Raw genomic sequence first — 20,506 nt, 5'->3', positions numbered from 1 at the left:
TTGGTGTGGGGCGTTCCTGCGGCTATCGTGCCATGGGAGTGCGGCGTAGGCGCAACACAGAGCAATCAAGCTATTAAAATAGTAGCAATTAACGCAAACCAGTATTGCGCTAGAAGCTGTTTTTAATGATACTCCAGCGCGGTGGTTTCACGTCGCCGCCCACCGCGGGGTGGCCGTGACCTGCCTGCATACCGTAACCTCCTGCTCCATGTCCGACAGCGCTCCGCACATCGTTCGCACCGACACGCCCGAAGGGCCGTGCGCTTTGCTGCGTGGGCGCTGGGGGGCTGCGGAGCTGGGCGCACGCACGCAATGGCGGGTATTGCAAGCCCAGTTGAAGGACCTGCCCGCACAGGCGCCACTGGGATGGGACCTGCGTGGTTTGCAGTGGCTGGACCACGTGGGCGCGCAATTGCTTTGGAACCACTGGGGCCGAGCCTGGCCCCAGCGGCTGGCGCTGGACGAGGGCCAGCGCACCATGCTGGAGCGGGTCGCGCGCTACAGCACGGAGGCCCCCGAGCCTGAACCCTGGCGGTTGCTCGACCAGGTGGATCGCCTGGGTCTGCAGGTGCTGCACGGCGTGGACCATGCCCGCCACTTGCTGCTGCTGGTGGGGCAGATGCTGCTCGACAGCCTGCGCCTGTTGCGTGCACCGCGCCGCGCGCCCTGGCGTGATGTGTCCGGGCACCTGTTCCGCATGGGGGCCACGGCGCTGCCCATTACGGCGCTGGTAGGTTTTTTGATTGGTGTGGTGCTGGCCTATCTTATGTCCCTGCAGTTGCGCCAGTACGGTGCCGAGGCGTTCATCGTCAATATTCTGGGCATCTCGCTGATCCGCGAGTTGGGGCCCATGCTGGCCGCCATTTTGGTGGCGGGCCGTTCAGGTTCGGCCATTACGGCGCAGATCGGGGTGATGCGCGTGACCGAGGAGCTCGACGCCATGCGCGTCATGGGCATTCCCCAGGGTTTCCGGCTGGTGCTGCCGCGTGCGCTGGCGCTGGCGCTGGCCATGCCGCTGATCAGTGTGTGGACCACCTTGTCGGCGCTGGCGGGCGGCATGCTGGCCGCCGATGTGGCCATGGGGATCTCGCCCGCTTATTTCATTCATGCGCTACCGCTGGCCGTCGGGTTCGGCAACCTCACGCTGGCGTTGTCCAAATCGGTCGTGTTTGGCACGCTGATTGCCCTCATCGGCTGCCACTGGGGGCTGCGCGTCAAGCCCGATACGCAGAGCCTGGGCGAAGGCACGACGGCCTCGGTGGTTACCTCGATCACCATGGTCATCATCGTGGATGCGTTGTTTGCCGTGGCCTTCAAAAATGTGGGCTTTTGAGACATGAGCGACGTGCTGCCATCCACCCCCGCCGCCGAAGCCGTGGTCCGCATTGAGGGGCTGTGGTCCGTCTTTGGCAAGGGCAGCGAAGCCTTTGCCGTGCACCAGGATCTGAGCCTGACCGTGAACCGCGGCGAGATGCTTGCGCTGGTGGGCGGCTCGGGCACCGGCAAGACGGTGTTGCTGCGCCAGATGCTGGGCCTGCTGCACCCGGCGCGCGGTAGCGTCACGGTGCTGGGCCGCCCGGCCGATGAAATGGGCGGCGAGGGCGCTGCCAGCCGCGTGGGTATGCTGTTCCAGCATGGCGCGCTGTATTCGGCCTTCAACGTGCTGGACAACATTGCTTTTGCCCTCAAGGAGCTGGGCACGCTGCCCGCCGATCTGGTGCGCGATGCCGCCATGGTCAAGCTGCAGATGGTCGGCCTCAAGCCCGAGCATGCCACGCGCATGCCGGCCGATCTTTCGGGGGGCATGATCAAGCGCGTGGCCCTGGCGCGCGCGCTCATCATGGACCCGCCGCTGCTGCTGCTCGATGAGCCCACCGCCGGCCTCGACCCCAATGGCGCTGACGAATTCTGTGCGCTGGTGCGTGAACTGCACGCCGCGCTGGGCGTGACCATGGTGATGGTCACGCACGATCTGGACACCCTGTTTGCCCTGGCCTCGCGCGTGGCCGTACTGGCCGACAAGAAGGTCATTGTTTCTGCATCCCCGCAAGAGGTGGTGAATTTCGATCACCCCTTTGTGCAGCAATTCTTCCAGGGCGAGCGCGGACGCCGCGCCATGGCCCCTCCCAACGCCGTCAAGGAGCGCTGATGGAAAACAAGTCACATGCATTCGCCGCAGGCATTTTTGTGTTGGTTGTCACAGCCATGGTCATTGGCCTGGCCGTCTGGCTGACCCGGGACAGTGGCCGCTACCAGACCTATGAGCTCTCCAGCAGCGACGGTGTCAGCGGTCTTCAGCCGCAGGCTGCGGTGCGCTACAAGGGCGTTTCCGTAGGCAAGGTCACGCACATTGGTTTTGACGATCAGACCAGCGGCAACGTGCTGATCCGCATCGCGGTGAGCGTCGATGCACCCATTGCCCCAACCACCTTTGCCGTGTTGGGCTACCAAGGCGTCACCGGTCTGGCGTATGTGCTGCTGGACGATGCTGGCGAAAATTACCCGCCCCTGCCCCCGGGCCCCAGCGGCCTGCCCCGCCTGCCCCTGCGCAACTCGCCCTTCAGCCAGTTGTCCGAACAAGGTCCCGCCATTTTGAGCCAGGTGCAGGAGGCCACCAAGCGCATCAACCTGCTGCTGGCCGAAGACAACCAGCGCCTGCTGCGTGAGGCCCTGGCCAACATCGGCCAGGTGGCTGGCAGCGTCAACACCCTGAGCCAGCGGCTCGACCGCACCGTGGTGCAGCGCCTTGATCCGGCCCTGGCTGCGCTGCCCCCGCTGGCGCACGACGCCAGTCTGGCGCTGCAATCGCTGCAGAAGGCCGGTAACCAGGTGGCTGCCATGGCGACCGAAATCGACCGGACCGCGCAACGGCTGAATGCCCCCGAAGGGGCCATCGACCAGGCCAGCCGCAGCGCCCAATCGTTGGCACAGGCCGTGGATCGTTTTGGCGCCACCACCCTGCCCCGCATGGAGCGTGCTGCCGACGAGACGTCGCGCGCTGCGCGCATGGTTGGGCGGGCCGCCGCGGGCGTGAGCGACAACCCGCAGGGCTTTTTGTACGGTCCGGGCCGGGGACAGCCTGGGCCGGGCGAGACCGGCTTTACCCCACCCCTGGCCCAGCCCGCAGGACAATAAGCATGAATGCTCCTAAATTAATAGCTAACAGCGCTTTGTGGACGGGCGTTACAGCCGTTTTTTCTTTGATTGTTTTGGCGGGATGCTCGGCCCTGCCTGCGGCGCCTGAACGCCCGGTGCTGTACGACTTTGGCCCGGGCTTGCAAGAACCTGCCCCCGCGCAGCCACAGGCCGCACTGCCGCCCCTGGCGCTGGCCACGGTGGACAGTGCCGGGCTGCCCGAGGGCAGCACCGCCGTGCACTATCGCCTGGCCTACGCGGATGCCCAGCAATTGCGCCCCTACCAGGCCGCCCGCTGGAGTCAGCCGCCCATCCAGCTGGTGCGCCAGAGCCTGCAGGCCCGGCTGGGCCAGCGCCGCACCGTCATCGGCATGGCGGGGGCACTGGCCGGCGCACGTGCCAACGGCCAGCCGCCAGCGGTGCTACGGGTGGAGCTCGAAGAGTTCAGCCAGGTGTTTGCCAGCGCACAGCACAGTGATGGCCTGGTGCGCCTGCGCGCCACGCTGACCCAGCCCTCGGCCCTGGGGGAGAACCTGCTGGCGCAGCGCCTGTTCATCGTGCGCCAGCCTGCCACCCGTCCGGATGCCCAGGGCGGCACGCAGGCGCTGGCGCAGGCCACCGAACAAGTGGCGCGCGAAGTGGCCGAGTGGCTGGAGCAAGCTGGGCGCTGAGCACCGCGCCGACGCTGTGTTTCCCCTTTGCGAGTCGCCAGTGTGTTCCTACCGGCGTAGTCCCGCACCGACGCGCAGTGCGTGGCCTGGCCTACGCCTGGCGCGCGCTCCGTGGCCTACAGTTTCCCCATCGCTTCTTGCAATAGTCCCCAGCACGGTGCGGGGACGGCACAAGTGAATCGACAGAGGAAACACACCATGAATGAAGACCGTATCAAAGGCAACTGGAAGCAATTTACCGGCAAGGTCCAGGAGCAATGGGGCAAGCTAACCAACGACGATCTGGACGTGATTGCAGGCCGTCGCGAGCAGTTCATCGGCAAGCTCCAGGAGCGCCATGGACTGGTGCGCGACGCCGCCGAGAAGCAGCTCAAGGAGTGGCAAGCACGCCACCCTGAATTCCGTTTCAACGACTGATTCCATTTCTAAACCATCCGTGTCGTTGTTGCTTCGCCTTGCCGCGCACAGCACTGTCTGCGGCTTCGCGCCTAGACACGAATGATTTGGAAACAGAATGACGATACAAGGGCCTGCGGGCCTTACGGCATGGCACGGTGTGTCGTGCCGTTTTTTTGATCTTCTGGAGAGTTGCACCATGAGCTTCGCACGCACCTGGCTGGTTCTGGCCGCTGCCGGCTTCGCAGCCAACACCGGGATGGCCATGGACAGGGCCGGGTTCAACGCGGCCAAGGTGCAGGCCAGCGCCGACTACAAAGCCCAATACAAACACTGCAAGACCTTGGACGCAAATGCCCGGAACGTGTGCATGAAGGAGGCCCAGGGGCGCAAGAAGATCGCGCTGGCCGACCTGCAGGCGCGTTTGGCGCCCAGCAACAACGCCGATTACCAGGCCACCGTGGTGCGCGCTGACGTGGCCTACGCGGTGAACCAGGAAAAATGCAACGAACGCCCAGGCCAGGCCCGCAAGGTGTGCAAGAAGGACGCCAAGGCCTTGCATGTGCGCGCTCTCGAAGACGCCAACATTGCGCGCCTCGAAACGCAGATGGCCAACACGCCTGCCGCTCGAGACGCCGCCGTGGCGGCAGCCCGCAAAAAGGCGGCCGTTGAACGCCGAGCATTGGACTACGAGGTTGCCCGTGAGCGCTGTAAAGCAGTGGCCGACGATGCCCGGCCCCAGTGCCTGGAGGATGCGCGGCGCGTCTACGGCCCCGCGAGCGGTTAAGCCAGAAATCAGTCGCGCATCAGCGCTTCGATCGCGTCGGGCTGCACCGGCACGCCGCGCGTGATCAGCTCACAGCCCTCCTGCTGTACGACGGCATCGTCTTCGATGCGGATGCCCAGGTGGTGGAAGGCCTCGGGCACGCCGGGCGCCGGGCGTACATACAAGCCGGGTTCGATGGTCAGCACCATGCCTGTGCGCAGGATGCGGCTGGGGCGGTCCACGATGATTTCACCCGACAGCGGGTCGCGGCGCTCGCTGGTCTGGCCCACCTCTGACGGCTCCACGTAGCTGCCGCAGTCGTGCACGTCCATGCCCAGCCAGTGGCTGGTGCGGTGCATATAGAATTGGAAGTAGGCGCGGCGCTCGATCACATCCTGCGCCGTGCCATGCTGGCGCTTGTCCAGCAGGCCCAGGTCCAGCAGGCCTTGCGCCAGCACCGCCACCGTGGCCTCGTGCGGCGCGTTGAAGCGCGCGCCCGCGCGTGTTGCCGCCACGGCGGCTTCCTGGCTGGCCAGCACCAGTTCGTACAGCGCGCGCTGCGGCCCGGTGAAACGCCCGTTGGCCGGAAAGGTGCGTGTGATGTCGCTGGCGTAGCCATCGAACTCACAGCCTGCGTCGATCAGCACCAGCTCGCCATCGCGCACGGGCGCCTTGTCGGCGCGGTAGTGCAGCACGCAGGCATTCGCCCCGGCAGCGACGATGGAGCCGTACGCGGGGGCTTGCGAGCCTTGGTCACGAAATGCGTGCAGCAGTTCGGCATCGAGGTGGTACTCGCGCATGTTCTCGCCTGCCCGCAGCATGCGGGCGCAGCGCCGCATGGCGCGAATGTGGGCGGCGGCGCTGATGTCGCTGGCGTGGCGCATCAGGGCCAGCTCGTGCGCATCTTTCACTAGGCGCATCTCGTCCAGCAGCAGGCACAAATCAGCCTGCCGCGCCGGGCAGAGCGCGCCGTAGCGCACACGGGCACGCACCGGCGTCAACCAGCTGTCCACACGTGCCGCCAGGCCCGAGTGCGTGGCAAACGGGTACCAGACGCAGGCGCGGTTCTCCAGCATGCGCGGCAGGCGCTGGTCCAGTTCGACCGCGGAATACGCTGCATCGATGCCCAGCGCGGGTACGGCGGCGTCCGGTCCGAGGCGGTAGCCGTCCCAGATCTCGCGCTCAGGGTCCTTGGGATTGCAGAACAGCGTGCTCTTGCCGTCCTGCGCCAGTACCAGGCAGGCGCCGGGCTCTGTAAAGCCCGTGAGGTAGTAGAAGTAGCTGTCGTGGCGGTACAGAAAATCGCTGTCGCGGTTGCGCATGCGCTCGGGTGCGGTGGGGACGATGGCGATGCCATCGGTGCCCAGTTGGGCGGCCAGGCGCGCGCGGCGTTCGGCGTAGACGGAATGGGGCACGGTCAGGGTCATGGCGCAGGGGCGATTGTGTTGAGTTCAGCCAGCCGCTCGGGGGTGCCTACATCCGTCCATCGACCGGTGTAGAGCTGCGCGCTGACGCGGCCATTGTCCATGGCACTACGCAGCAGCGGGGCCAGAGGGGCTTTGACACCCTGGGGGTTGCCAGGGGGAATATCACACCAGGGCGGCGCGAACAGTTCAGCGCGCAGCAGTGCGATGGTGCTGTAGGTGTAGCGGTGCGCAGGGTCGCCGGGCGCCAGGTTCAACGCCAGGCCTTCGGGCGAGAGGCCGAAGTCACCGCGCGCGTTGTGCGCCGGGTTGGGCACCAACCACAGGTGGGCCAGCATGCTGCTGGCGGCAAACGTGTTGGCGGCTGCAGCGTCGAAGCGGAAGTCGGGCGCATAGACGTCGCCTGCGGCCAGCCAGAACATGTTGCTCAGCAGCGGCAATGCACGCGCAATGCCGCCCGCCGTCTCCAGCGCACCGCCAAAATCGCGTCCTTCGTGCGAGTATGAAATCGATAGCGCGTTGCGCTTTTTGGGTGTGCCCTGTAGATCAAAATGATCTTGAAAATAGTCGCTGATCTGCTCGCCCAGCCAGGCCGTATTGATGACCACACGCGGCACGCCGGCCTGGGCCAGGGCCTGCAAGTGCCACTCCAGCAACGGCCTGCCTTGCACGGCCAGAAGGGGCTTTGGCGTGGTATCGGTCAGGGGCCGCATGCGCTCTCCACGACCGGCGGCCAGTAGCAAAGCCGCAGGCTGTGGGGTCGCGGACAAGGGAGGTGTGGCGCCGTTCATCGCAGCACTGTAGTGCATCGATGCAGGCGCATCGGACGCGGCCTTTTGGGCACACCGCTAAAATCTCGGGTTTTCCCTCCTCTCCCTGACCGGAACCGCCCCACATGGCCAATTCTCAACAGATGGCGAATGCAATCCGCGCACTCGCAATGGACGCCGTTCAACAAGCCAATTCCGGCCATCCCGGTGCCCCCATGGGCATGGCGGACATGGCCGTGGCGCTGTGGGGCCAGCACCTGCAGCACAACCCGGCCAACCCGCACTGGGCCAACCGCGACCGTTTCGTGCTCTCCAATGGTCACGCCTCCATGCTGCTGTACGCGCTCCTGCACCTCACGGGCTACGACCTGCCCATGAAGGAGTTGAAGAACTTCCGCCAACTGCACAGCAAGACCGCTGGTCACCCCGAAGTGGGCGTCACCCCCGGTGTGGAAACCACGACGGGCCCGCTGGGCCAGGGCCTGACCAATGCCGTGGGCATGGCGCTGGCCGAGAAGCTGCTGGCGGCCGAGTTCAACCGCGAAGGCCATGCCGTGGTGGACCACCACACCTACACCTTCATGGGTGACGGTTGCCTGATGGAAGGCATCAGCCACGAGGCCGTGGCCCTGGCCGGCGCCTGGAAGCTGAACAAGCTGATCGCGCTGTACGACGACAACGGTATCAGCATCGATGGCCAGGTACAGCCCTGGTTCATCGACAACACCGCGCTGCGCTTCGTGGCCTGCGGCTGGAATGTGATCGGTCCGGTCGACGGGCACGATGCCGAAAAAGTGTCCGCCGCCATTGCCGAAGCGCACCAGCAAACCGAGCGCCCCTCGCTCATCATCTGCAAGACACACATCGGCCAGGGTTCGCCCAACCGTGTGAACACCGCCAAGGCCCACGGCGAGCCGCTGGGCGCCGAGGAAATCGCCCTGACGCGCGAAGCGCTGGGCTGGAACTCTGCGCCCTTTACCGTGCCCGACGAGGTGTACGCCGACTGGAACGCGCGCGCCACGGGCCTGGCAGCCGAACAGGCCTGGAACGAGCGTTTCGCCGCCTACCAGGCCGCCTTCCCTGAACTGGCGGCCGAGTTCACGCGCCGCATGAACGGCGATCTGCCCAAGCAGTTCGCCCAGGTGGCGGTGGATACCGTGGTGCAGGCCCACACCAAGGGCGAAACCGTGGCCAGCCGCAAGGCCAGCCAGCTCGCGCTCGAAGCCTTCACTGCCGCTTTGCCCGAGCTGCTGGGCGGCAGTGCCGACCTGACGGGTTCCAACCTCACCAACACCAAGAGCACGCCCAATCTGCGCTTCGACATGCAGGGCCAGGTGGTGAAGAACGAAAACGGCGTTGGCGGCCGCCACATCAACTACGGCGTGCGCGAATTCGGCATGGCCGCCATCATGAATGGCATCGCGCTGCACGGCGGCTTCATCCCTTACGGCGGCACCTTTCTGACCTTTAGCGACTACAGCCGCAACGCCATCCGCATGGCCGCGCTGATGAAGCAGCGTGTGGTGCATGTGTTCACGCACGACTCCATCGGCCTGGGTGAAGACGGCCCCACGCACCAGTCGGTCGAGCATGCCGCCAGCCTGCGCCTGATCCCCAACCTGGATGTCTGGCGCCCCGGCGACACGGCCGAAACCGCCGTGGCCTGGAGCGTGGCCCTGTCCAACCGCGACAAGCCCACGGCACTCTTGCTTTCCCGTCAGAACCTGCCCTACCTGCCCAAACGAGAACTGGGCGACATCTCGCGCGGCGCCTATGTGCTGTCCGAGCCGCAAGACGTCGGCCTGAAGAAAAAACCCCAGGCCATCCTCATCGCGACAGGCTCCGAGGTGCAGCTGGCCCTCAAGGCGCAGCGCCTGCTGGCGGCCAAAAAGATCGCCGTGCGTGTGGTCTCCATGCCCAGTACCACCACGTTCGACCGCGAAGAGGTCAAATACAAGAAAGCCGTGCTGCCCACAGGCATTCCGCGCATCGCCGTGGAAATGGGTGTGACGGACGGCTGGTGGAAGTACGGCTGCGCCGCCGTGGTGGGTATCGACACCTACGGCGAGTCGGCCCCGGCGCCGGTGTTGTTCCAGCATTTCGGCTTCACCGAAGAGAACGTGGCAGCCACCGTGCAAGCGGTGCTCAAGCGCAAGTAATTTTGGCAATCAACCTTGGAGAGATAGAGCTATGACGATCAAGATTGGCATCAACGGCTTCGGCCGCATCGGCCGCATGGTGTTCCGCGCAGCAGTGCAGAACTTCTCTGACATTGAAGTCGTGGGTATCAACGACCTGCTCGAGCCCGACTACCTGGCCTATATGCTCAAGTACGACAGCGTGCATGGCCGCTTCAAGGGCGAAGTCTCGGTCGAGGGCAACACCCTGATCGTCAACGGCAAGAAAATTCGCCTGACGCAGGAGCGCGACCCCGCCAACCTGAAGTGGAACGAAGTGGGTGCCGACATCGTGGTCGAAGCCACCGGTCTGTTCCTGGACAAGGCCAGCGCCGAGAAGCACCTGGCCGCCGGTGCCAAGAAGGTGCTGATGTCTGCCCCCTCCAAGGACGACACGCCGATGTTCGTGTTCGGCGTGAACCATGCCCAGTACGCTGGCCAGGCCATCGTCTCCAACGCCTCGTGCACCACCAACTGCCTGGCCCCCGTGGCCAAGGTGCTTCATGATAAATGGGGTATCAAGCGCGGCCTGATGACCACCGTGCACGCCGCCACCGCCACGCAGAAGACCGTGGACGGCCCATCCAACAAAGACTGGCGCGGTGGCCGCGGCATTCTGGAAAACATCATCCCCAGCTCCACCGGCGCCGCCAAGGCCGTGGGTGTGGTGATTCCTGAGCTCAACAAGAAGCTGACCGGCATGTCCTTCCGCGTGCCCACCTCCGACGTGTCGGTGGTGGATCTGACCGTGGAGCTGGACAAGCCCGCGACCTACGCCGAGATCTGCGCTGAAATGAAGGCACAGTCCGAAGGCGCGCTCAAAGGCGTGCTGGGCTACACCGCCGACAAGGTGGTCGCCACCGACTTCCGTGGGGAGAGCTGCACCAGCGTGTTCGACTCCGAAGCCGGTATCGCCCTGGACACCACTTTCCTCAAGGTGGTGGCCTGGTACGACAACGAGTGGGGTTATTCGAACAAGTGCCTGGAAATGGTGCGCGTGATTTCCAAGTAATCTGCTGCTGCGCTCTGGCGCACAAAAAGGCCGACCAACCCGCAAGGGTTGGCCGGCCTTTTTATTCCATTTCTAGATCAAGCGTGAACGCGAAGGCGAAGCGCAGACAGTACAGGCGTACGGCAAGCGAAGCCGACAAAGTGCACGTTTGATATGGAAATGGAATTACTGGGGGCGTACGCAGGTGTGCCGTTCGGGTTCAGTAGTGCGGGGGCAACTCGTCGCGCAGGTTGCGCGGCGCGCCATCGCTCGACTCGGGCATTTGCTGGCGCAGGTAGGCGAGCTCTTGCAACAAGCGGTCTATCTGCTGTTGCTGTCGGTAGATGGTCAGGTTCAACTGGTCGAGCAGGTCTTCGCTGTAGCTGGCCTTGATTTCCAACGCGGTCAGGCGCTGGTCGATGTCGTGGGGGGATGTCATCCGGTGAAGACGGGATTTATAAGAAAAATAGGCTGAAACGCTTGCTGGTTAAGCGCTATAAGCTCCTGAAAAAGGAGCAAAACCGGCCGTGCAGTCCCACACGACCGGCGCATCTGTTTACTCGTCCTGGGTGCGGATGGTCTCGCGGCCGTTGCGGTCTTTTACGCGGCCCAGGTCATGCTCAAGTGCGCGCACCAACTTCTCTGCCGCACCCGTGAAAGCGTCGGCCACTTTGTCGGCGTCGGCTGTGACGGTCACTGGCTGGCGACCGGCGGGGCGGGCTTCGAGGCGACAGCGCTTGTCGTTGGCGCCCGATTTGCCGCCATCCACATCCGAGAGGAAAACTTCTACGCGGGTGATGACGTCACGGAACCGGCCCAGGCGGGTCGTGGCCTCTTCCTGGATCCAGTGGGCCAGGGATTCGCCGCCTTGGATCTTGTTGTCGGTGTGCACTTGTACTTGCATGGATTCTCCTTTGGCATGGGCCGACACGGGGTGCCAGCATGAAAACGGGATCGGACAATGGCTACATCATGCCTGCAATGGCAGGCGTGAACTTGAGTCGGGTCAATGTCCAGGAGGAGCGGTGGGGCACGCAGCGTCAGCGCCAGGGTGGTTCACAGCTTGTCCAGGGCCACCGCAGCGGACCAGGGCGCACCGGGTGCCAGGGTGCGGGCTTCTTCCACCCGACTCTGCAGGCGCAGTGCGGCAGCATCGTCCGGGCAGCGCGCCAGCAGCGCTTGCAGGTGGCTTTGCGCCTCGTCCCACGCGCGGGCATGGAAGGCGTCGAGGGCCGCCTGCGCATGGCGGCAGACCGCAGCGTCATCGCAGGGCGTGAACACGCGCACAGGCACTGTCTTGCCTTTGACGACCACGTCGTCCAGCGGGCGCAGCGCCAAGTTGGAGGGCAGCAGCGCCGCCGTGTCGCCCGAGAGCAGGATGCCCGTGCCGAACGCCTTGTTGGCGCCTTCGAGCCGAGCGGCCAGGTTCACCGCATCGCCAATGGCCGTGTAGGAAAAACGCTGCGCCGAACCCACATTGCCCACCACCACACGGCCGGTGTGCACGCCAATGCGCATGGCGATGCGGGGCAGTCCGCGTGCCTGCAGCGCGGCCGCCAGTGACTGCATGGCCTGCTGCATGGCAATGGCGGCGCGCACTGCATGCTCGGCATGCTGCGGGTCGGGCAGTGGTGCGCCCCAGAAGGCCATGACCGCGTCGCCGATGAACTTGTCCACGGTGCCGCCGCTGGCGTGCACGATGGGCGTCATGGCATTGAAGTAGAGCGTAAGCACCTCCACGGTTTGCTCTGCGCTCAAGTGTTCGGAAAGCGTCGTGAAGCCCGCCAGGTCGGTAAACAGCAGCGTGACCTCGCGTGCCTCGCCGCCCAGGCGCAGCAGCTCGGGCTGGGCGATCAGGCGCGAGACCACTTCGGGCGGGACGTATTGCGAGAACATGGCGCGCATCTGGCGTGCCTGCTGGCGTGTGCTGGCATAGCCCACCAGGGTCGTAGCGCCATACATTGCCACCGTCGCCGCCATCGGCAGCAGCGGCGCCAGCCAGCGCTCCGCCTTGAGAAACAGCAGCCATGACAGCAGGGCCATGCCGCCAACGAGCCCTGCCGCCAGCAACCCGACCGCACTGGGGTGCCAGCGCAGACTGGCAGGCAGCAGCAGGGCGAGCGCCAGCAGCACCAGCGCCAGCGACCCTGCTTCGGGCACCAGCCGCAACCCGTCGCCGCTGACCAGGTTGTCGAGCAGGGTCGCCTGCAGTTCCACGCCAGGAAAGAGGCGCTCGCCGCCCAGTGCAGCAAAGGGCGAATTGAAAAGGTCGGCCTGGCTGTGCTGCAAATCGCTGGCCGTGAGGGTGGAGCGGCCAATCAGCACCACCTTGCCGTGAAAGAAACCTTGTGGCAGCAGACCCGGCTCCAGTGCCTGGTAATACGAGCGCGTGTCGAAGGTGCCGCGCGGTCCACGGTAGGCAATGAATTCAGCAGGTGGCGCTGCCATGGCATGCAGCGCCGCAGTACCAGCCAGCGTGGCGGAAAAGCTGCCTTTGTCCTGTGGCATGCGGCGCACGACGAAGTCGTCGTCGGGCTGCACCCCGGCATCGCCATGCTGGGCCCCGGCGTCGCGCAATGCCGCCAGCGGCAGTACCTCGGTCCACAGCGTTGCGCTGGCGCTTTCCACCTTTTCGCGTGTCGAGGCCAGCACCACCGGCAAGCCCGCTGCCGTGGCCGCCGCGAGCGACTGAGCGAATGCCGCGTCCTGGTCAGGCGCGCCGGGGTCGGCAAACACCACGTCAAAGCCCACGGCAAGGGCGCCGTCGTCGCGCAGGCGGTCGAGCACACGCGCATGCAAGCTGCGCGGGAACGGCCAGCTTTGTTGCACCTCCTGGAATGTGGGCTCGTCGATCGCCAGAACCACCACGGGCAGCGCGCTGCGGTGCGGGGCCGCCAGTGCGGTCCAGAGGTCGAAGGTTTTGAACTCCAGCGCATGCCAAGGGCGACTGAGCGACGCGGCGCCCACCAGCATCAGCGCCAGCACAGCTGCGCCAAGCAAAAGCGCAAGGCGCTTAGAACCGGTAGCGCGCATCGAGTACGTAGCGGGACTTCTGGCGTGCGGATTTGGGGCCGAACAGGTTGAGCGCGCCCACACCAATCATCCAGTGCTTGTCGGTCGATTCCCAGTACCCCACCAAGTCCAGACTCCAGCCCGGCGGCCGGCGCGTGAGGTTGGCCTGGTCTTCAAAGCGCTCAGAACGGTACACCGCGCGGCCGCTGAGGTACACCCGTGCGCTGCTGGCCCAGGTAGTGCCCAGCACGAGCGTGTGGCGCGGGATGTAGGGAATGGCGTACGAGTTCGCCACCGTGGGCGCCGCGATCGATTCGTATTCGGAATCGCTGTGCTGGTAGTGGTACTTGCCATAGACCGACCAGCGATGGTTCACCATGTGGCTCGCACCGAGTGCCAGCGCCTTGAGCGTGCCCGCGTAGTAGGTGGGCGTGTCTTCCAGCACATCGGTGCTGGAGAGGTTGACGAGCTGGGCGTTGCGCATTTCTTCCAGAAACGGCAGGCTGGGCGTGCGCAGGTCCACCCCCAGCGAGCCGGGGTTGCGCACGCGCAGATGGTCGGCGCGTGCGCTCAAAAAACTGTTGCTGCCCAACTCCTGGCTCCACTGCGCCACCAGGCGCTTGTGGCGCCCGCCAGCTTCGACCAACCGGTCTTCCACGGCGATACCTGCCGTCTCGACCCGCGTCAGCGTGGAAACGCTCAAGGGGCGCAGCCAGTCCTGGTAGGCCAGGCGCAGCGTTGTGCCAGGCGTTGGTTGCAGCACGGTGCCCAGGCGTGGGCTGAGCACGTGCCTGGTGTCGTGGCGCTCGGCCGTTTCGATGTTTTGAACCCCCGAGGTTGCCAATCGCAGAATGCTTGCACCGTCCACGTTCTGGCGAATCTGCTGCAGCGCCAAAGCGCCGTCCATCCGCAATGTGGGTGTCAGCTGCTGCTGACCGTCCAGGGTGATGCCGGTGTAGCGGCGGTCGATGGCATTCACGCCGCCGAAGTACAAGGTGTCCGAGAAGGTCCGCCCGTCGGAAACGGTGCTCAGCATGCCCACCCCCAGGCTCTCGCTGGCCTGTTTCTCCCTCACATGCTCCAACGCGATGCTCCAGCGCGTGCCGGGCTCCGGGTCGATGCTGTGGCGCAACTGCAGATCTGTCATCGCTTTGCGCGGGTTCATCGAAAAGGCGGCAACACCCGTCAGCGGCGCAAACTCGAACAGCGTCGGAAAGTTCGTGATGCGCGTGCCTTCGAGGCTGCGGCCCAGCTTGACCCAGGTCTGCTCGGTAGGGCTCCAGCGGTACGACAGGCCCAGCACGCCTTGCTGCGTGGTTTTGTCGGCCTCCGAGGCCAGCAGATTGTGGGCACGCAACTGGATGTCTGTGTGGTTGGCATAGGCAAACAAGTTGAGCCGTTCGCTCGGCTGCAAGCCCAAACCCAGCGTGAATATCCCCGCATCGGCCTCGGCGGAGCCGGTAGCGTCGTAAGAGGCGGGTCGGTTGGTGACGCCGACATCGATAGGGAAGCGGCTGCCTTGCGCCTTCTGCGCTTTCACGAACCACGACAGCGGGACCTGGCTGTTGTCCATGCCATTGAGTGTGATGGAGGGCGCTCTCAGGTGGTAGAACTCTTGTTCCTGCCAAGCGTCGACCGCCCCGTGGCTGCCCGGCTGCTGGAGCAGCGACGAGTAGCGCTGGCTGGCGCCAAAAGCCATCGGGTCGGTGAGAAAACCCTGGAACAGCTCCGAATTTTTGTTGAACTCACCGGGGTAGCGGTCGGCCAGAAACAGGTGGCTTGCGCCCCAGTAGGGCGAGAAGCTTTGCTGTGCAAGCTCCAGCGCCCAGTCTTCCATGCCGAAAAAGGCGAGCGACGCACCCAGGTTGGCGCTGCCTTTCTGGTCGTTGGCCAGCTGGTTGAGCGACTTGAGATAAGGCATGCGCTCCACTGCGGCGCGCGCGGCCTGCACGGCTTCGCCGGGCTGGAACAGGTCGGTGTGGATCTGCGCCAGCAGCATGTACGCAAGGGGGTCTTTATCGTCCAGCGCGCTGGCCTGGCGCAGTGTGGTGATGGCGTCCTGGTGGCGGCCCAGCTGGTAGTAGGCGACAGCGGTCCAGGTGCGGGCGCGGGCGTAGCGCGGCTCCATCACACCGGCGCGCAGGAAGTCGTCGAGAGCCGCCTCGGGCTGGCCCTGCTTGAGGTGCAGCAGCCCCTGGCCGGTGAGCGCCACGTAGTCGGCGGGGTGGTCTTCGAGTGCGCTGGCAAAGGCCGCCTCGGCCTCAGCGAAGCGGTTGGCAAAGGTCTCCAGCGTGCCGCGCTCACCCTGTGCACCTGCGATATGCGGGTCCAGCGCCAGCGCGTGTTGAAGATGCTGGCGGGCCGGGCCCGTGTTTTCGCGTTCGGTGTGCGCACTGCCCATGCCCAGCCAGCCGCGGGCGTCCTGCGGTGCCAGCGCTGTCGCATCGGTGTAGGCCGACAGCGTGGCGGGGGCATCGCCCAGGCGGCGTGCGAGTGCGGCGCGGGCCAGCGCCAGCTCGGGGTCTTTGACATCCTTCGCGGCAGCCAGGGTGGCTTGGGCCTCGGGTATGCGGTCGCTCAGCAACTGGGCGCGCGCCAGATGCGCCAGCAGGGCCGGGTGGGCGGGCCATTGCGCCAGTGCAGCGCGCAGGGTCAGTACGGCGGCCTGGCCTTCGCCGTCCATCAACTGCATGTCAGACTGCATCAGCCACACCAACAGCGGTGGCTTGTGGGGCAACTGGCGCTCCAGCAGTGCGCGGGCTTGCCGCCATTCGCCCGCTTGCAGCGCAATGGCGGCGTCCATCGCGGCCACCCATTGTGGTGGGGTGCTGGCGCGCACCGGGTCCAGTGCGGCGCGTGCGGCGGTGGTGTCGCGGGCGGTCAGCGCGGCGCGCACGGGCTCGAGCGCCGCAGGCAGCGGCGCGGCCGTCAGGTGCGGCACCGGGTCGGCCTGCAGGGCATTGACCCACTGCACGCGGTCGCGCGGCTGGCTCAGCAGCAGCTTGAGAGGCGCCTTGCCCACTTCGGCATAGGCTGCTTCACTGGCGCCGACAGCAATGCGGCCCTGGTCGTTGCCGAAGTCCACCGTGCCCGAGAGCACCGTCAGCAGGGTTCGGCCATCAGGCTCCACGCTGATGTGCCAGTCTGTGCCCCGGATGGCGGCGGTGGCGGCAGGGGTCTCCATTTGCAGTGGGCTGCCGGCCGGGCGGCGTGTCTGCGTCCAGGCGCGGCCAGCGTCCAGGCGCAGCGTGGTCACGGGCTGGCCCGCCGTGGCGATGGTCTTGACCTGCAGCACCGTGTTCTGGTGCAGGCGCAACTGGGTTTCATCGGCGAACACCAGGGCCATGCGGGCGGCCTCGCGGGTGCGTACGAAATCTCCCGGTGCCAGCGCCTGTGCGCGCCGCGCCGGGCGCCAGTCGGACGTGCTGGCGCCGCGCTGGTCGCCCAGGCCCTCCAGACTGACGATTTCGGCGGCGGTGCCGGGCGGCACGGCCGCCAAACCCTGCAGGGGCCAGGCCAGCGCCAGCAGCGCGGAAAGAACGGAACGATGGGGCAGCGGCAGACGCATGGGAGCTCCTCCAAGGGCCTGGCAGATGTAACGTGCCAGTAACGCCTGAAATTATGCGTTGGACGGCGCGCGCTGCATCGTTGGCTTTCGAGTGAAAAGCAACACAAAATCACGAATGCCGCAGTAGAAAAGCAGGTCGTGGCCTGCTCCTACAGCACCAGAGCGGGTGCAGTGCTACAAAGAAGCATGTTTGCACCGCGCCGTCTCAAGATCGGTCTGTCGGCCTGTTTCCAGCACGCTGACCCCGAACGCTCGCTTTTCACTGGAAAGACACTGCAGTATGTGGAGCAGTCCATTGCCCACTGGATCATGTCTGCCGGGGCCATGGTGGTCATGGTGCCGTGCCCCACGGGTGAGACGGCACGTGGTGATGTGACCCTGGCGCACTATGCCGACTGGCTCGACGGGGTGGTGATGCACGGCGGTGCCGATGTCTGGCCCGGCAGCTACGGCGAAGTGCCCATGCGCGACGAATGGCAGGGCGACCGTGTGCGCGACCTGTACGACCTGGCCGTGGTCGAGGCCTTCGCCCAGGCGGGAAAACCCATTTTTGGCGTGTGCCGTGGGCTGCAACTCATCAACGTGGCGTTTGGCGGCACGCTGTACCAAGATCTGCAGGTGCAGCACCCTGGGGCGCAGCTGCACCGCAACGCCAGCACCTACGACCAGCATTTCCATGACATCGACATCGTGCCGGGTACCCGCCTGGCGCAGTTGTACCCGGGGCAGCGGCGTGTGTGCGTCAACAGCATCCACCACCAGGGCATCAAGCAGCTCGCGCCGGACTTTGTGGTCGAGGCCTACAGCCACCCTGACGGTGTGCCCGAGGCGATCCGCCGCCGCCCGGGGCGCGGGCGGGGCGGCTACATTGCGGCGACGCAGTGGCACCCCGAGTTCCACAAGGCAGGCACCCAAACCGTGGACGATACGGCCATCCTGCGCGATTTCCTGAACGCCTGCACGGCGGCCCATTCTTTCCCGTTCCCGGGCCACAGCCCCCTGCATATCCGCGACCGCGCCGCCCGCCTGCTGCGCCAGGCGCTGCTGCGCCAGGATTGATATTTACATTAAAAATAGCCTCTAACGCTTACTGGGTAAGCGCTGACAGCTATCAAAAAAGATTTTCAGGCGCTTGAATGTTCCACTGCTGCCAAGGGGTGTCCACCGCGTTACAGGAGCTTCGGCGCCGTGCGCAGTAGCATGGCCCAACACGCCGCTACCTCTGCGCGCACCCCCTTTTTACTGGAGCATTTCATGCTGAATTTCGAGTTTTATAACCCCACCCGCATCGTCTTTGGCCAGAACAAGGTGGCCGAGCTGGCGCGCCTGGTACCGCAGGACGCCCGCGTGCTGGTGCTCTACGGCGGCGGCAGCGCGCGCAGCACCGGAACGCTCGCTGAAGTGCTGGCGGCTCTGGGCGAGCGCACCGTGTTCGAGTTTGGCGGCATCGAGCCCAATCCCACCTACGAAACGCTTTCGCGCGCCGTGGACATGGCGCGTGCCGAGCGCATCGACTATCTGCTGGCGGTGGGGGGCGGCTCGGTGCTCGACGGCAGCAAGTTCGTTGCCGCCGCCGTGCCGTTTGAGGGTGACACCTGGAGCATCCTGGAAAAGCGCGGCGGCAACATCACCCGCGCCCTGCCCATGGGCGCCGTGCTCACCCTGCCCGCCACCGGCTCCGAGATGAACAGCGGCGGCGTGGTGACGCGCAAGGCCACGCATGCCAAGCTGGCTTTCTCCAGCCCGCTGTGCTTCCCGCAGTTTTCGGTGCTCGACCCCACCAAGACCTACACCCTGCCCCCCCGGCAGATTGCCAACGGCCTGGTGGATGCTTTTGTGCACACCATGGAGCAATACCTGACCTACCCGGTGAATGCCCCGGCGCAAGACCGGTTTGCCGAAGGCCTGCTGCAAACCCTGATCGAGCTGGCGCCGCGCGCCATGCAGGAGGGAGAGCCCGACTACGACAACCGCGCCAGCCTGATGTGGACGGCTACGCTGGCACTCAACGGGTTGATCGGCGCCGGTGTGCCGCAGGATTGGGCGACGCACATGATCGGTCACGAGCTGACCGCGCTCTACGGCATCGACCATGCGCGCACGCTGGCCATCGTGCTGCCGCAGGTGATGCAGGCACGGCGTGAGGCCAAGCGCGAGAAGCTGCTGCAGTACGCCGCGCGCGTCTGGCAGATCACCGAGGGCAGCGACGACGAGCGCATCGACGCGGCCATTGCCCGCACGGCGCAGTTCTTTGAAAGCGTGGGCATTCCTACCCGGCTATCGGCCTACCAATTGGGCGGTGAGGCGGTGGATGCGGTAGTGAAAGCCCTGACCGAGCACGGCATGGTCAAGCTGGGCGAGCAGCGCGCCATCACGCCAGAAATCAGCCGGGCGATTCTCGAAGCCGCACTCTGAAACGGGTGGGCCACCCAGGGCGGCGGGGCGCGCGCCGCCCGATGGCTACCCTTGCTCCGGGTGTCGGTAGCTGCCCGGTGGTGCGCCGGTCCATCCCTTGAACGCGCGCTGGAAGGCGGCGCTGTCGGAAAACCCCAGTTCGCCTGCCAGCACCGCCAATGGAACCTGGCTGCTGTTGAGCCGCGCAATGGCCATGTCGCGCCGCAGGCTGTCCTTGACGGCGCGAAACGAGGTGTGCTCTTCGGTCAGGCGTCGCTGCAAGGTGGAGACGGCCATGTTCAATGCCGCAGCGCACGATGCGAGGCTGGGCCAATGGGGCTGCTCCCGCAGCAGGTGGGCGCGTACCCGTGCGGGCAGGGAGCCTTCACCGCGGCGGGGAATGATGATCTGGGTCTGGGCTTCGGCCAGGAAACTTCGCAGCGCCGCCTCGTCGCGCCGCACGGGCGTTTGCAAGCGTCGGCTGTCGAACCAGAATGCGCAGCAGGGTTGGTCGAACACCACGTTCCCTGGAAACAGCTGCGCGTAACTGCTGGCGTGGGGCGGGCGCGGGAAGGCGAAGTCAAAGCGATGCACCGGTAGGCGTCCACCAGCCAGCCAGGCCAGCAGGCGCCAGAACACACGCAGCATCAGTTCGTGCAAAAAGACCGGGTAGGCCGCTGTGGGGTTGGCAGGACGCAGCGCTACTGCGCTCAGGCTCCCTTCATGCAGAAGGTCCATGCACAGGTCATCCTGCACCAGTCCAAAGGCGCGCACCAGGCGCCGCAGCGCCACGCCCAGGGTGCCCGCGCCCAGCGTGCTGCGAGCCAGCAAGGCCAGTGTGCCCGGCCGCAGAGGCCGTGAGAGAAACCCCAGGGCTTCATCCCCAGATCGCTCCATCAGCGCCTGCAGCAGGCGCGCGTACTGATCGGCCGTGACGCGGGCAGACGGGTGGTCCAGCAAAGCCGGCGCAATACCAGCCGCAGCCAGCCATTCCTGCGTCGGCTGCTTCGCCGCCGCCAAGCCGGCCAGCATGCTGTGCACGAAAACGATGGGAATGCTCGATGGAGGAGAAAGCATGCACGGACACTTGCCTACAGAGGGGATTGTGAGGTGTTCTGCCATTAGAACGGTGCCTGTTGCCATCGCCCGAAAGGCACCTGGTTTGTACCATGGGCCGAGAAGAAAAGCGTTGCTGACTCCCT

The 20,506-nt window shown here is 65.6% G+C and carries 17 protein-coding genes; 10 read left to right on the top strand and 7 right to left on the bottom strand.

The window, feature by feature from the left end; all coding sequences use genetic code 11:
• Positions 1-208 precede the first annotated feature (208 nt).
• From C8D04_RS13935 to C8D04_RS13910, 6 genes are all read left to right on the top strand, one after another.
• Positions 209-1,333: an ABC transporter permease gene (locus C8D04_RS13935; RefSeq protein ID WP_116005387.1), complete on the top strand. Its 1,125-nt coding sequence runs from the start codon at positions 209-211 to the stop codon at positions 1,331-1,333.
• A gap of 12 nt (positions 1,334-1,345) precedes the next feature.
• Positions 1,346-2,149 carry an ATP-binding cassette domain-containing protein gene (locus tag C8D04_RS13930; protein WP_243405762.1) on the top strand — a complete coding sequence of 268 codons (804 nt, stop codon included), beginning with the start codon at positions 1,346-1,348 and terminating at the stop codon, positions 2,147-2,149.
• Positions 2,149-3,135 carry an MlaD family protein gene (locus C8D04_RS13925; RefSeq protein ID WP_116005385.1) on the top strand — a complete coding sequence of 329 codons (987 nt, stop codon included), beginning with the start codon at positions 2,149-2,151 and terminating at the stop codon, positions 3,133-3,135. Before C8D04_RS13930 ends, C8D04_RS13925 begins: the two co-directional genes overlap by 1 nt.
• A gap of 2 nt (positions 3,136-3,137) precedes the next feature.
• On the top strand, positions 3,138-3,806 hold the full coding sequence (locus C8D04_RS13920; protein ID WP_116005384.1) for an ABC-type transport auxiliary lipoprotein family protein: 669 nt from the start codon (positions 3,138-3,140) through the stop codon (positions 3,804-3,806).
• Between the two features lie 198 nt (positions 3,807-4,004).
• Positions 4,005-4,223: a CsbD family protein gene (locus C8D04_RS13915; RefSeq protein WP_116005383.1), complete on the top strand. Its 219-nt coding sequence runs from the start codon at positions 4,005-4,007 to the stop codon at positions 4,221-4,223.
• 178 nt (positions 4,224-4,401) lie between these two features.
• Complete coding sequence (locus tag C8D04_RS13910) at positions 4,402-4,989, top strand: hypothetical protein (RefSeq protein ID WP_116005382.1); 588 nt, start codon at positions 4,402-4,404, stop codon at positions 4,987-4,989.
• 8 nt (positions 4,990-4,997) lie between these two features.
• Here C8D04_RS13910 and C8D04_RS13905 read toward each other — a convergent pair whose 3' ends face one another.
• Positions 4,998-6,395, bottom strand: a complete 1,398-nt coding sequence (locus C8D04_RS13905; RefSeq protein WP_116005381.1) for an aminopeptidase P N-terminal domain-containing protein — start codon at positions 6,393-6,395, stop codon at positions 4,998-5,000.
• On the bottom strand, positions 6,392-7,183 hold the full coding sequence (locus tag C8D04_RS13900; RefSeq protein ID WP_233521181.1) for a nucleotidyltransferase family protein: 792 nt from the start codon (positions 7,181-7,183) through the stop codon (positions 6,392-6,394). Before C8D04_RS13900 ends, C8D04_RS13905 begins: the two co-directional genes overlap by 4 nt.
• Before the next feature lie 104 nt (positions 7,184-7,287).
• On the opposite strand from C8D04_RS13900, the gene tkt reads away from it, so the two are divergent.
• Positions 7,288-9,321, top strand: coding sequence for a transketolase (gene tkt / locus C8D04_RS13895; protein ID WP_116005379.1), 2,034 nt, complete (start codon positions 7,288-7,290; stop codon positions 9,319-9,321).
• A 31-nt stretch (positions 9,322-9,352) separates the two neighbouring features.
• A complete protein-coding gene (gene gap / locus C8D04_RS13890; RefSeq protein ID WP_116005378.1) occupies positions 9,353-10,351 on the top strand; it encodes a type I glyceraldehyde-3-phosphate dehydrogenase in 999 nt (332 codons plus the stop codon).
• A 199-nt stretch (positions 10,352-10,550) separates the two neighbouring features.
• Here gap and C8D04_RS13880 read toward each other — a convergent pair whose 3' ends face one another.
• From C8D04_RS13880 to C8D04_RS13865, 4 genes are all read right to left on the bottom strand, one after another.
• The gene (locus C8D04_RS13880) at positions 10,551-10,769 is read right to left on the bottom strand and encodes a SlyX family protein (protein ID WP_116005376.1); all 219 of its coding nucleotides are present in this window, start codon (positions 10,767-10,769) and stop codon (positions 10,551-10,553) included.
• A gap of 117 nt (positions 10,770-10,886) precedes the next feature.
• Positions 10,887-11,234, bottom strand: coding sequence for an HPF/RaiA family ribosome-associated protein (locus C8D04_RS13875; RefSeq protein ID WP_116006199.1), 348 nt, complete (start codon positions 11,232-11,234; stop codon positions 10,887-10,889).
• A 152-nt stretch (positions 11,235-11,386) separates the two neighbouring features.
• Entirely contained in the window at positions 11,387-13,330 is a 1,944-nt protein-coding gene (locus C8D04_RS13870; RefSeq protein WP_243405761.1) for an adenylate/guanylate cyclase domain-containing protein, read from the bottom strand.
• Between the two features lie 13 nt (positions 13,331-13,343).
• Positions 13,344-16,910 carry a TonB-dependent receptor gene (locus C8D04_RS13865; protein ID WP_116005374.1) on the bottom strand — a complete coding sequence of 1,189 codons (3,567 nt, stop codon included), beginning with the start codon at positions 16,908-16,910 and terminating at the stop codon, positions 13,344-13,346.
• Positions 16,911-17,096: 186 nt separating this feature from the next.
• On the opposite strand from C8D04_RS13865, the gene C8D04_RS13860 reads away from it, so the two are divergent.
• On the top strand, positions 17,097-17,969 hold the full coding sequence (locus C8D04_RS13860; RefSeq protein ID WP_116005373.1) for a type 1 glutamine amidotransferase: 873 nt from the start codon (positions 17,097-17,099) through the stop codon (positions 17,967-17,969).
• 195 nt (positions 17,970-18,164) lie between these two features.
• Positions 18,165-19,325, top strand: a complete 1,161-nt coding sequence (locus C8D04_RS13855) for an iron-containing alcohol dehydrogenase (protein ID WP_116005372.1) — start codon at positions 18,165-18,167, stop codon at positions 19,323-19,325.
• 45 nt (positions 19,326-19,370) lie between these two features.
• Here C8D04_RS13855 and C8D04_RS13850 read toward each other — a convergent pair whose 3' ends face one another.
• On the bottom strand, positions 19,371-20,381 hold the full coding sequence (locus tag C8D04_RS13850; protein WP_116005371.1) for an AraC family transcriptional regulator: 1,011 nt from the start codon (positions 20,379-20,381) through the stop codon (positions 19,371-19,373).
• Positions 20,382-20,506: the final 125 nt, after the last annotated feature.

Source organism: Simplicispira sp. 125 (assembly GCF_003096555.1).
Taxonomy (GTDB): Bacteria; Pseudomonadota; Gammaproteobacteria; order Burkholderiales; family Burkholderiaceae_C; genus Simplicispira.
Note: the sequence above shows the minus strand (reverse complement) of the source record. Positions and strands in the feature narration are given on the sequence as shown.